The following is a 12,332-nucleotide window of genomic DNA, read 5'->3' on the forward strand; positions in this document are numbered from 1 at the left end:
ATGCCAGCATATGCTTAATGAATCCTGACTGTCATAATTTAAGGAAACGTGAATGTAGGATTGCCGCTTCTTGTGTTTCCGTTCGCCCTCAACGAATCATGTGGGGTGGAATGCGCTGGACGGGGCTTGCCACCCGCGACGCAAGGCGTCATGAGAGGCAATGTCCCAACCTGTAGAAACCATCCGCCTCGACCAGCTCCTGCTGAATGCCGGCCTCGTTGCCAGCCGTTCGCGGGCGCGCGATGCAATTTCGCGCGGCACCGTGCGTGTCAACGGCCGCGTCGTCACCAAGCCAAGCTCCACCTTCCCCGCCTCCGCCGTCATCGAGATCGACGATCCCGCCCAGGCCTATGTCTCGCGCGCGGCGCTGAAGCTGAAGGCTGCGCTCGACGCATTCGGGCTTGATCCCACAGGCCTCGACTGTCTCGACATCGGCGCCTCGACGGGCGGCTTCACGGATATCCTGCTGGAGCGCGGTGCTGCGCATGTCATCGCGGTCGATGTCGGCCATGATCAGCTTCACCCGCGGCTGCGGGCCGACGAGCGCATCACCAATTACGAAGGCCTGAACGCCCGCGTGCTCGAGGAAGACCATCTCGAAGACCGCACGATCGGCGCGGTCGTCTCCGACGTCTCCTTCATCTCGCTGAAGCTGGCGCTGCCGCCGGCCCTGACCTTCGCCGAACCGGGCGCTTTCTGCGTGCTGCTCGTCAAGCCGCAGTTCGAGGCCGGCCGCGAGGCGATCAGCAAGGCGGGGCTTCTCAAGGATCCGGACAGCGCGCCGGCGGTTGCGGCCGAGCTGGAACGCTGGCTCACGGAAGACATGGGCTGGCAGAGCCTCGGCCTCATCCCCTCGCCCATTACCGGCGGTGACGGCAATGTCGAGTTCCTTCTCGGAGGCCGCAAGCCATGACGACGGAGACGCTCACCATCGCCCGTCTCGGCAGTGGCGGCGACGGGATAGCCGAGACGACGGACGGTCCGGTCTATGTGCCCTTCACCCTGCCCGGCGAGACGGTCGCCGTCGCCCGCGTGAAGAGCCACGGCACCATCATGTCCATGTCAGTCACCTCGCCCGACCGGGTCGAGCCGCCCTGCGTGCATTTCGGCCCTGATGGCAAGAACGGCACCTGCGGCGGCTGCACCTTGCAGCATGCGGGCGATGCGCTCTATCACGATTTCAAGCGTAACCTCGTCGTGCAGGCCCTCAAGTCGAAGGGCCTGACACCGGAAGTGGCGCCGCTGGTCATTGCCCGCCCGGGCGAACGCCGCCGCGTCGTCTTCACCGCGCGCAAGACGGAAAAAGGCGTGCTGCTCGGCTTCAACCAGGCCGGCAGCCATCATATCGTCTCGATCGACCACTGTCCGATCAGCAGTGACGGCATCATCTCCCAGCTCGAGGCAATCCGCCGGGTCGCCGGCGCCATCGCGACCTCGGCCGAGCCGTTCCGCGTGACCGTGCTTGAAACCGCCCCCGGCCTCGACCTCGCCTTCGAAGGCGTGAAGAAGGTGGGAGACAAGGAGCGCCGCGCCGTCACCGAATGCGTGCTCTCGCTGCGCAGCATCGCGCGCGTTTCCAGCGACGGTGAAATCCTCATCGAGCCCCAGAAACCGGAGATCGATTTCGCCGGAGTGCGCGTCTCGCCGCCCGCTGGCGGTTTCACGCAGGCGACGAAGCCCGCCGAGGATGCCATGTCCGAACTGGTGCTGGCGGCCCTCGGCAAGGCCAAGCGCGTTGCCGACCTGTTCGCCGGCTCCGGCACGTTTGCCTTGCGCATCGCCCGGCAGGCCAAGGTGCATGCGGTGGAAGGCGAGGAGAAGGCGCTGAAGGCGCTGGATCATGCTGCCCGCAACACGCAGGGCCTGAAGCCCGTGACGGTGGAAAGGCGCGACCTCTTCCGCCGACCGCTGATGGCCTCAGAACTGAAGGTCTACGACGCCGTCGTGTTCGATCCGCCGCGCGCGGGGGCGGAAGACCAGTGCAAGGAACTCGCCCGGTCCGGCGTGAAGACCATCGTCGCCGTGTCGTGCAATCCCGTCAGCCTTGCCCGCGACCTCGCGATCCTGACGGCCGCCGGCTACCGCATTCGTATCGTGACGCCAATCGACCAGTTCCTCTGGTCGGCCCATGTCGAGGCCGTGGCGGTGCTGCAGAAGTAACCAGGCATTCTGCCGTTCCATTGTGCACGACGCGCTCCAGCGGCGGCTAAACCTTCCCCGCTCAGGGCCTTGGAACGAGGCCGTCGAGCAGGAAGTCGAGGCCTTTTCGGAAAGCGCCGTCCCAATCGTTATCCAACAGCAGACGCGAGCGTTCGATCGTCGGGTACTGTTCGCCGAGACGTGTCAGGCGCTGCTGCGCGGCGGCCTTGTCGTCGTCCGAAAGGTTGAAGCTCGCCCGGGTGATGGTGGCGCCCATCACATAGTTCCAGAGCGACCATATCGCGGCGTTCAGGTCTGTCTCCGCGACACCGGCCGCGGACAAGGCTTTGCTCAGCAATTCCAGTCGAGCGAGGATGTTCGGGCCAAGTGCCCGGCGCGGCAGCAGCGATGCCGACCAGGGATGGCGCAGCATGCTGGCGCGCCAGTCTTCCAGCATGTGAACGACATCGCCGCGCCAGTCTTGTGTGTCGGCCAGTTGCGCCGGCCCGCGATAATCCAGCACCGAATCGAGCGCCAGATCGAAAACCTTCTCCTTGTTGTCGACGTGCCAATAGAGGCTCATCGCGCCTGCGCCGAGGCGATCGGCCAGGCGGCGCATTTTCAAGCCCTCGATGCCTTCGGCGTCCAGCAGGTCGACCGCGGTCGCCACGATCCGGTCCAGGGAGAGAGGCGGTTCAGTGCGCGGTTCCTGCGCGGGCTGCGGTGTCGCCTCTGCCGGTTGAAATCCCTTGCCCCGAGCGCCGCTGCGTTTGGTTGTCATCCGACTTTCCTGCTGATCAGACCATCGATTTAAGCCGACAAGAATCGAATGTCGATTCCGAGCGATTGACTCGTACGATGTACGATGCAATTTAATCGTACATCGTACGAGAAAATTTGGAAATGCGTTCAATCAACCCGGCCGGCCACGAGATACCATTGCTCGGAGCTCCCGGAGCCAGGAAAAAACATGTCACGCACAATCAGGCAGCTGCTTATCGGAGGGCTACTCATCATGACCACGGGCATTTCCACGACGGCGACAGCGAGTGATCTCAAGCTGACCATCGTCAATCCGCAAAACCTCTACGATCCGACGCCGAATGGCTACAGCACGGCGGTGATCGTGCCCGGCAACGCCCGGATCGCCTATATTTCAGGACAGGGCGGCCAGGACAGCACCGGCGCTTTGTCGCCGGACTTTGCCGTCCAGGTTCAGCAGGCCTACGCGAACCTGCGCACTGCCCTCGACGCGCTGGGCGCAAAGCCGGATCAGGTCGCCAAGCTCACGGTCTTTGTCGTCGATCACGACATGTCCAAGCTTGAGGTGCTGACCAGAAACGTCAAGGAGATGTTCGGTGCGGCGCTGCCAGCACAGACACTGATCCCCGTTCCCAAACTTGCGATCGACCCCATGCTCTTCGAGGTCGAGGCCGTCGTCGTCCTGGAGTAAAGCCTTCCGCAATGAACAAAGGCCCGGGATCGCTCCCGGGCCTTTGTTTCTGAGATTCAGCCGATCATGCCGCCCGGCGCACCGGGTTGGCGACATAGGTTGCGCCACCCTGGCCGAGCCGGAACTGCGCCAGCAGCGCGTTGAGGGCTGCGGCCTCGGCGGCGAGGCCGTGGCTCGCGGCGGTCTGTTCCTCCACCATGGCGGCGTTCTGCTGCGTGCCCTGGTCCATCGTGTTGACGGCGGTGTTGATTTCCTGGAGACCCGTCGACTGCTCGCGGGCAGCGGTGACGATGGCGTTGACGTGGCCGTTGATCTCCTGCACCTCGCGCACGATGGCTTCGAGGGCAGCACCCGTCTCATCGACCAGCGAGACGCCGGAGCGGACCTGATCGCTGGACGTGGTGATCAGCGCCTTGATCTCCTTCGCCGCATTGGCGGAGCGCTGGGCAAGCTCGCGCACCTCCTGTGCGACGACCGCAAAGCCCTTGCCGGCTTCACCGGCACGTGCCGCTTCCACGCCGGCATTCAGCGCCAAGAGGTTGGTCTGGAAGGCGATGTCGTCGATCACGCCGATGATGTTGGTGATCTCGCTCGAGGACCTTTCGATGCCCTGCATGGCCGAGACGGCGCGACGCACCACCTCGCCCGACTTTTCGGCACCGGTGCGGGTGCGCGAGACCAGCGAGCCGACCTCTTCCGCGCGGCGGGTGGAATCCTTCACGGTGGTGGTGATCTCCTCCAGCGCGGCGGCGGTCTCCTCGACGGAGGCGGCCTGCTGCTCCGTGCGGCGGGCGAGGTCGTCGGCGGCCGTGCGGATTTCCATGGCGCCGGCGTCGATGGCGCGGGCGTTCTGGCCGACCGTCGTCATCGCCGTGTGCAGCTTGGTGACGGAGTGGTTGAAGTCGGTGCGCAGGCGATCGAGATGGCCGGCGAAGGGGGCATCGATGCGGTGGGCGAGATCGCCCTCCGCCAGCCGACCCAGGCCGTCCGCCAGCGCTTCGACGGCGTGGTGGATTTCGGCGGCTTCGCGGGCCTTGGCTGCCTCGCGCTCGCGGCGTTCGCTTTCGGACAGCACGCGGCCCTCCTCGGCGGCATTTTCGAGGCGGGTGCGCTCGATGGCATTGTCGCGGAAGACGGCGACGGCCGCGGCCATGCGGCCGATCTCGTCGGTGCGGTCCTGGCCGGGGATTTCCGTACGCACGTCACCCGAAGCGAGCTTGTCCATGGCGAGGGTCATCTCCTTGACCGGGCGCACGACGAGGCGCGACAGCACGGTGGCGAGGAAGCCCATCATGACGATGACCGCAAGCACGGTGGCGATCGTCGCGGCGATGCGGAACTGGTCGATAGCCGCGAAAGCCATGCCGCTGTCGATGGTGAAACCGAGATACCATTCCACCGACGGCAGGCCGGTGACCGGCACGAAGGAGACCAGCACCGGCTTGCCGGCATAGGTCGTGTGCGCGATGCCGCCGCCGATGGCGGGCGTCGCCTCTGGGAAGGCATCGCCAAGCGTCTTGGTGACGAGCGCCTTGTCCTGGTGGACGAGAACCTGACCGTCCTTGTTGACCAGAAAGGCGAAGCCCATGCCGCCGAGATCGACCGAATTGACCATCTCGACGAGGGATTTCAGCGAAAAGTCGCTGCCGGCGACACCGACGAGCGTGCCATCGCGCTTGACCGGCACGGCGGCGCTGATGATCAGGTCGTTGGTGGAGGCGTCGATATAGGGCTCCGTCAGCACGCTGCCGTTCGCCTTGACGGCATCCTGATACCAGGGACGCTGGCGCGGGTCGTAGCCCTCCGGCATCTCCGACTTCGGCCATTGGGTGAAGATGCCCGCTTCGTCGCCGACATAGGTGGTCATGAACTGGCCGACCAGCACGTCGTTTTGCAGCACTGCCTCGATGCCGGCGGGATCGGCGGCCTTGCCAGCGGCATTGCCCGCCATTTCGGTCAGCGCCACGCGGGCGTTCAGCCAGTTGGCAATGCTTTGGGCCGCCTGCTTGCCGGAACTGTCGATGCTTTCCTCGACGGAATTCGTCAGCACGCTGCGTTGCAGGCTATCGATATAGACGGAGAAGCCGGTAAAGGCGGCAATAACGACGAGAGACGCGACGACGAGGATGCGCGTCATCAGATTGGAGCGCTTGGACATGGGGCGCGATGTTCCTTCGGGGCGCGCTCCGCCAGAGGGCGGTAACGCGATGCTGAACGGCATGCCGGAGGGCGAGGATCGGACGCATCATGCGGCCGCCGGCAGGACGCCGGAGAGTGGCCGCACCATAGGAAAACGTGTTTAAGAGCCTGTTAAAATTGACAGACCACAAATCGCAAACGGCTTGCCGGATGCCCCCTCAGCGCCGTGCCATGAAGGCCTCGAAGGCGGCGCGGGCTTCCGGGCTTTTCAGCTGTGCCGCGAAGTGCCCCGCCTCCTCGTCGATCCGGGCGGCGACGTCGGCCCGGTCGCCACGGATGAGGTTTCGCGCGATGGCGAGCGCCTGCGGGGGCTTGGCGGCCAAGCGCTTTGCGGCCGCCAGCGCCTGCTCCTCCACCGCGGCCGGCTCGACGACGGCGTAGATGAGCCCGGCATCCCGTGCAGCTGTCGCAGAAAAACCGTCACCCGCAGCAAGCAGTGCGAAGGCGCGCTGGTGACCCATCAGGCGTGGCGCAAACAGGCTGGAGGCCGCTTCCGGCACCAGCGCCAGATCGACGAAGGGCGTGCGGAATTCTGTGCGGATCGAGGCATAGGTCAGGTCGCAATGCAGATGGATCGTCGTGCCGATACCGATCGCCAGGCCATCGACGCCGGAAACGAGCGGCTTCGTATGGGCGGCGAGCGCATGGAGAAAGTCTATGACCTCGCGACCCATCGTGCCGCCCATGGCAAACGCCATGAAATCGTTGAGGTCGTTGCCGGCGGAAAAGCAGCCTTCCGAGCCGAGGAAGACGGTGGCGCGCACGCTTTCATCCGCGTCACCCGCCTTCAGCGCGTCCGTCATCGCCTGGTACATGGCGCGTGTGATGGCGTTCTTCTTTTCCACGCGGTTGAGGCGGATTACCTGCACACCGGGAGCATTTTCCGGGCGTTCGATCAGAATATGGTCGGTCATGCTTTTTCCTTCAGCCCAGAACCGTACGCGCCGCCGCAAGGCTTGCGGCACCGCTCATGACACGGTCCTTGAGCGCGACCGTTTCCCCGATGACATTTTCCGCGGCAAAGCGGCAGAGGGCTGCGCGTTCCGAATTGCGACCGTCGCCGCCATCGGCGAGCGCGCCCTTGGCGAGATAGGCGCCGGTCAGCACCAGACCGAAGAGCCGTTGATACGGCGTGGCGCCGGCCAGCGCTTCGGCCTGCTTGCCCTCGGCGAGCGTGGCAAGCAGCCATTCGGTGGCGGCTTCGAGGTCTGCGATGCTGGCTTCCAGGCGCGCGCCGGTGTCGCCGAGTTCAGGCGTGTTCGCCGCGCGGGCCCTCGCTGCAATGTCGCGCAGTTCGGCGATGAAGCCGCGGATGTGACTACCCTCGGCGAGCGGCAGCTTGCGGGTCACGAGGTCGATGGCCTGGATGCCGTTCGTGCCCTCGTAGATCGGCGCGATACGGGCGTCGCGATAGAGGCGAGCGGCACCCGTCTCCTCGATGAAGCCCATGCCGCCATGCACCTGCACGCCAAGCGAGGAGACATCGACACCGGCATCAGTGGCAAAGCTTTTCGCGATGGGGGTGAGCAGGCTGGCGCGGTCGGTCCAGTGTTCTGCATCATCGCCATGCGACAGATCGACGGCGTGGGCGCAGGCATAGGTGATGGCCCGCGCACCCTGGGTCAGCACCTTCATGGTCAGCAGCATGCGGGCGACGTCCGGGTGCTCGATGATCGGGCTCATGCCGGCCCCCTGCCAGCCGGGTGCCTTGCCCTGCGTGCGCTCCTTGGCATAGGCGATCGCCTTCTGCGTCGCGGCTTCGGCAATCGCCACGCCCTGCATGCCGACGGCAAGGCGGGCGTTGTTCATCATGGTGAACATGCAGGCAAGGCCGCGGTTCTCCTCGCCGATCAGCCAGCCGATGGCGCCCGGCTCGTCACCGAAGCGGCCGTCGCCGTAGATCATGGTGCAGGTCGGCGAAGCGTGGATGCCGAGCTTGTGTTCGATGGAATGGCAATGCGCATCGTTGCGAGGCCCCAGCGAACCGTCTTCGTTCACGAGGAATTTCGGCACCAGGAAGAGCGAGATGCCGCGCGTGCCGGCCGGCGCATCCGGCAGGCGGGCAAGCACCAGATGCACGATGTTGTCGGTAAAATCGTGTTCGCCATAGGTGATGAAGATCTTCTGGCCAAAGAGACGGTAGGTGCCGTCGTCGCGGCGTTCGGCGCGGGTCTTCATGACGCCGAGATCCGAGCCGGCATGCGGTTCGGTGAGATTCATCGAACCCATCCATTCACCCGAGACCATTTTGGGCAGATAGGTGCTCTTGAGGTGGTCGGAACCGTGCGCCGTCAGCGCCTCGATCGCGCCGATCGTCAGCGTCGGGCCGATCGCGAAAGCCATCGAGCCGCTGTTCCACATTTCAAGCGCTGCGACATGCAGCATGTGCGGCAGGCCCTGGCCGCCGAAGTCCGGCGAGGCCGTCAGCGAGTTCCAGCCGCCTTCCGCCCAGGCCTTGTAGAGCGCCGGCCAGCCATCGGGCATGGAGACGTTGCCGTCGACGAAACGCGCACCTTGCGTGTCACCGATCGCCGCGAGCGGCGCGACTTCCTCGGTCGCGAACCGGCCGGCTTCTGACAGGATGGCATCGACGAGGTCGTCGGTGAGGTCGCCGAGATGGCCCCCGTCAAGCGCCGGCGTCAGCCCCGCGACGTGTTTCAGCGTGAACGCAATCTCCTCGACCGGCGCCTTGTACATCTCTATCCTCCTCCATGCGCCCTCCCCGAACGAGCGGGCACGGCGATTTGCTGGCGGGCAGATTATTGATTTTTACGTAAACGTCAATAATGCAGACCAAAGCCTGAAATGCAAAAAGGCCGGCCGGTTGGTGAACCGGTCGACCTGTTTGCTGTGCCGGGACACCGGCAACTTTATGTAAGCCCATCAGCTATACGGCGAAATGCACTGCTGGCGCGGGCCGTTGTAAGGCTGGAACGTGTTGTCGTATGCGCGGTAGGAACGATAGCGATTGGCGCACCAGTTCACATGCGAACCGCCGCCGACATAACCGCGGTCGTTGGCAATCGCGCCACCGATAATGGCACCGGCGCCAAACGCTGCGAGCGGGAACCAGTAGCCATCATGATAGCGGTAGCCGCGCCGCTGGTAACGATATCCGCGGTGGCCGCCGTACCAACCACGACGATCGCCGCGGTCACGCCAGCCGACATGTCGATTCCGGTCCCATCTACGGCCCTCCCGCCAGCCGCGATCACCGCGCCATCCGCGGTCACCACGCCAGCCGCGATCGCCGCGCCATCCGCGATCGCCACGTTTGATCCAGCGACGGTGATCGCGATCACGCACCAATTGCACATCGCTTCCGCCGGTGGACGTGATGGGCTGGCTGACGGAACTCGCCACCGGCATCGCGTTTGCGGGCACGACGGGCGTTGCGGCAAACAAAGCCGACATCGCCACGACGATAACTTTTCTCAGCAACTTCATCACACTTCTCCCTAATCAATGCCTCTCAAGCCTTGCTCAAACGGCAATTTGAACCTGGAACGCCTTGGAGTCCCTTTCGTTCCATATGTGTTTGTCGGCCTTCCTATTCAATGCGCCGCCAGCATTAGCGCTCCATTAACCATGTCTGTCGCACCATGCTCGCTTGCGGAGGCGTGAGGATCGAACAGGAGCGTCCATGAACCCCAAGCATCTTTCCGGGCTGGCCGCCCTCATGGCGCTAGCGGCCCTGTCTTTTCCCGCCAAGGCAGCGGATGTGGAACCGTGGAAGACGCCGGAAAACGCCATCGTCATCGACGCCTACGAGCTGAACGAGATCGACTGGTCCGAAATGCTGTCCGACAAGCGCATCGCCGGCTTCATCTCGAAAGCCTCCGACGGCCTGCCGGAGAGCTATAGCTGCAAGGGCGAGCATAGCGGCGACACGGTGGCGCACTGCAAGACCATGTGGCGCAAATATGCTGTGAGCCGCGAACTCTACGAAACGCGCCGCCTGCTTGCCCGCGCCAAAGGGCTGCTGTGGGGCGCCTATCACCTCGCCCGCCCTGGCAACCCGATCGATCAGGCAAATCATTTCCTCGACTATGCCAAGCCGCAGGACGACGAGATGATGGTGCTCGACATCGAGGGCATCGATGCGGAAAACTATATGTCGCTCGAGGATGCGCAGATCTTTGCCGGCCATGTGAAGACGCGCACCGGCCGCTACCCGGTGCTCTATACCAACCATTCCACCGCCCGGTACATCGCGCTCAACCGCGACACATACCGCATCCTCTCTCGCCTGCCGCTCTGGTATGCCCGCTACAAGCCCGGTATCGAGGGCGCATTCCCGATGGGCAACTGGGACAATTATGCGCTCTGGCAGTTCTCCGCCGCCGCGAACTGCTCCAAGCGCCGCTGCCCCTATCGCGTCAAGGGTGCGGAAAACGACATCGACGTCAACGTCGCGCCGATGACCAGGGCAGAGCTGCAAAAGGCCTGGACGTTCGGCGCCCTGCTGCCGGAAAAGCCCTTCGAGCCGCTGGATGAGATGCTCACCGCGTCCATCCCGACGGGCGGCGCACTCAACGCCACGGCCGAAGCGACCGCCTCTGTCGGCACGGCCGCCCAGACGGCCGGCATCGTCACGCTCGCCGGCGGCAAGACACCATTTCCGGTGACGGTCAGCGCAGAGGTTCGCGCCGGCATTATGGCGAACGGCACCACGACCACCCTGCTCGGGCCTCGCGTGGTCGAGGTTACACCGATGAACTACCAGGATTTCTGAGGGCCAGCCCGCAGCCCCGCAAGAGCGTCCGAATGAGCTATACGTTCGCCGTTGGCGACATTCACGGCTGTATCGATCCGCTGAACAGGCTGCTCGCCCGGATCGACGGCTATGCCGCGTCGGGCACGGTGGTCTTTCTCGGTGACTACATCGATCGCGGGCCGGACAGCCGCGCGGTGCTCGACCGGCTGATGGCCGGCCCCTCCGCCAATTTCCGGTGGATATGCCTGATGGGCAACCATGAGGACATGATGTGCGGGGCCTATGACGGGCGCAGCGACCGCGACTGGTGGCTCGACAATGGCGGCCTTGAAACCGAAATGTCGTTCGGCGGCAAGGTGCCGGCCGGCTGTCTCGACTGGGCGGCAAAGCTGCCGCTCATGCATATCGACGCGCGCAGGCTGTTCGTCCATGCCGGCGTATCCCCCGCCTTCCCGCTGGATCGGCAAAGCAGGCGCGACCTGCTGTGGCTACGGTTTCGATCCGATGAGCCAGAAGACTATTGGGGCAGGCACCTGGTCCACGGCCACACGCCATCGAAATACAACCCCCAGACCGTTGGCAATCGCACGAATGTCGATGGCGCCTGCGTGTTCGGCGGCAAGCTCGTCTGTGCGGTTTTCGACGACGACATCGCCGGTGCACCGATCGACTTCATCGAAGTCGCGGCCACCGACGATGGATAGGTCGAGTACCGTCCGTCACGCCTCGATCGACACGTCGCCGATCGGCCGCGAGCAGCAGGCGAGGATGTAGCCCTCCTCGATCTCGTCGTCGAGAATGCCGCCATTGTGGCGCATGTCCACGTCGCCGGAAATCTTCAGGACACGGCAGGTGCCGCACAGGCCGCCCTCGCAGGCCGCACCGATGCGCACGCCGGCGGCGCGCGCCGTCTGCAGGATCGTCTGGCCGGGCGGGCATTTGCCTTCCTTGCCGGCCATGGTGAAGGAGATGGTGGCCACCGCATTGGCATCGACCTCGATCTCGCCGGCGCCGGCACGGATGGCGATCTCCTCCGGTGCCGGTGCTGCTGCCGGCTGGAAGCTCTCCTCGTGGTAGCGCTCCATGTTGAAGCCGCAGACCTTCAGCATATCCCTGACGCCGCGCATGAACGGTTCCGGGCCGCAGCAGAAGACGGTGCGGTCGCGGAAATCCGGGGCGAGCAGCGACAGACGCGCCGCGTCGATGCGGCCGCGCAGGCCATGCCAGCCATCGCGCGGATTGTGGCCCTCGACGACGAAACCGAGTGCCAGGTTCGGCATGTGGGCCGCCAGACATTCGAGTTCGGCCTTGAACAGCAGGTCGTCCGGCCTGCGCGCGCAGGTGACGAAGGCGACGTCCGACTGCGGTGCGCAATCCGACATCCAGCGGGTCATCGACATCATTGGCGTGACGCCGGAGCCGGCCGAGATGAAGAGGTATTTTTCAGCGGGATAGCGCACGAAGGAAAAGTCGCCGAGCGGTCCGAAGGCCTTCAGCTTCATGCCCGGCTTCAGATGATCGAACATCCACCGCGTGCCGATCGAGCTCTTCTGCGCCTTCACCGTCACGGCGACGGAGAAAGGCCGCGAGGGCGTCGAGGACAGCGTGTAGGTGCGCATCACCGGCTCGTCTTCGGAGACGGGCAGCTCCAGAGTGACGAACTGGCCCGGCAGATACCGGAACCAGTTGTCGCGATCCGAACGGAAGGTGAAGGTCATCACATCCGTCGTCTCGACGGTCGCGGCAACGCATTCGAGAAGGTTGTGGCGATCGTGCCAGGGATTGAGTTCGTCGAAATGGCGGAAATGGCTGGCGATCGTCATC

At 64.6% G+C, this 12,332-nt stretch carries 11 protein-coding genes; 5 read left to right on the top strand and 6 right to left on the bottom strand.

Annotated elements, in window-relative coordinates; translation table 11 throughout:
• The first annotated feature begins 160 nt into the window (after positions 1-160).
• Together BSY16_RS10490 and BSY16_RS10495 are read left to right on the top strand one after the other, a co-directional pair.
• The gene (locus tag BSY16_RS10490; RefSeq protein WP_069059602.1) at positions 161-913 is read left to right on the top strand and encodes a TlyA family RNA methyltransferase; all 753 of its coding nucleotides are present in this window, start codon (positions 161-163) and stop codon (positions 911-913) included.
• The gene (locus BSY16_RS10495) at positions 910-2,160 is read left to right on the top strand and encodes a class I SAM-dependent RNA methyltransferase (RefSeq protein ID WP_069059603.1); all 1,251 of its coding nucleotides are present in this window, start codon (positions 910-912) and stop codon (positions 2,158-2,160) included. Before BSY16_RS10490 ends, BSY16_RS10495 begins: the two co-directional genes overlap by 4 nt.
• A gap of 61 nt (positions 2,161-2,221) precedes the next feature.
• Here the strand turns inward: BSY16_RS10495 and BSY16_RS10500 are convergent, their stop codons facing one another.
• Positions 2,222-2,920, bottom strand: coding sequence for a TetR/AcrR family transcriptional regulator (locus BSY16_RS10500; RefSeq protein WP_069059604.1), 699 nt, complete (start codon positions 2,918-2,920; stop codon positions 2,222-2,224).
• Positions 2,921-3,109: 189 nt separating this feature from the next.
• On the opposite strand from BSY16_RS10500, the gene BSY16_RS10505 reads away from it, so the two are divergent.
• Positions 3,110-3,592 carry a RidA family protein gene (locus BSY16_RS10505; protein WP_069059605.1) on the top strand — a complete coding sequence of 161 codons (483 nt, stop codon included), beginning with the start codon at positions 3,110-3,112 and terminating at the stop codon, positions 3,590-3,592.
• A gap of 64 nt (positions 3,593-3,656) precedes the next feature.
• Here BSY16_RS10505 and mcpU read toward each other — a convergent pair whose 3' ends face one another.
• The 4 genes from mcpU to BSY16_RS10525 form a co-directional block, all read right to left on the bottom strand.
• Entirely contained in the window at positions 3,657-5,750 is a 2,094-nt protein-coding gene (gene mcpU, locus BSY16_RS10510; protein WP_069059606.1) for a methyl-accepting chemotaxis protein McpU, read from the bottom strand.
• Between the two features lie 199 nt (positions 5,751-5,949).
• Positions 5,950-6,705 (bottom strand): crotonase/enoyl-CoA hydratase family protein, encoded by a 756-nt coding sequence (locus BSY16_RS10515; RefSeq protein WP_069059607.1) that lies wholly within the window; start codon positions 6,703-6,705, stop codon positions 5,950-5,952.
• Positions 6,706-6,715: 10 nt separating this feature from the next.
• Positions 6,716-8,488, bottom strand: coding sequence for an acyl-CoA dehydrogenase family protein (locus BSY16_RS10520; RefSeq protein ID WP_069059608.1), 1,773 nt, complete (start codon positions 8,486-8,488; stop codon positions 6,716-6,718).
• Positions 8,489-8,674: 186 nt separating this feature from the next.
• Positions 8,675-9,229, bottom strand: coding sequence for a BA14K family protein (locus BSY16_RS10525; RefSeq protein WP_502696006.1), 555 nt, complete (start codon positions 9,227-9,229; stop codon positions 8,675-8,677).
• Positions 9,230-9,434: 205 nt separating this feature from the next.
• Between BSY16_RS10525 and BSY16_RS10530 the strand changes: the two genes are divergently transcribed.
• Complete coding sequence (locus tag BSY16_RS10530; protein ID WP_069059610.1) at positions 9,435-10,526, top strand: glycoside hydrolase family 25 protein; 1,092 nt, start codon at positions 9,435-9,437, stop codon at positions 10,524-10,526.
• A gap of 32 nt (positions 10,527-10,558) precedes the next feature.
• Positions 10,559-11,212 carry a metallophosphoesterase family protein gene (locus BSY16_RS10535; protein WP_069059611.1) on the top strand — a complete coding sequence of 218 codons (654 nt, stop codon included), beginning with the start codon at positions 10,559-10,561 and terminating at the stop codon, positions 11,210-11,212.
• 15 nt (positions 11,213-11,227) lie between these two features.
• Here the strand turns inward: BSY16_RS10535 and BSY16_RS10540 are convergent, their stop codons facing one another.
• On the bottom strand, positions 11,228-12,331 hold the full coding sequence (locus tag BSY16_RS10540; RefSeq protein ID WP_069059612.1) for an FAD-binding oxidoreductase: 1,104 nt from the start codon (positions 12,329-12,331) through the stop codon (positions 11,228-11,230).
• Position 12,332: the final 1 nt, after the last annotated feature.

The organism is Sinorhizobium sp. RAC02, assembly GCF_001713395.1.
Taxonomy (GTDB): domain Bacteria; phylum Pseudomonadota; class Alphaproteobacteria; order Rhizobiales; family Rhizobiaceae; genus Shinella.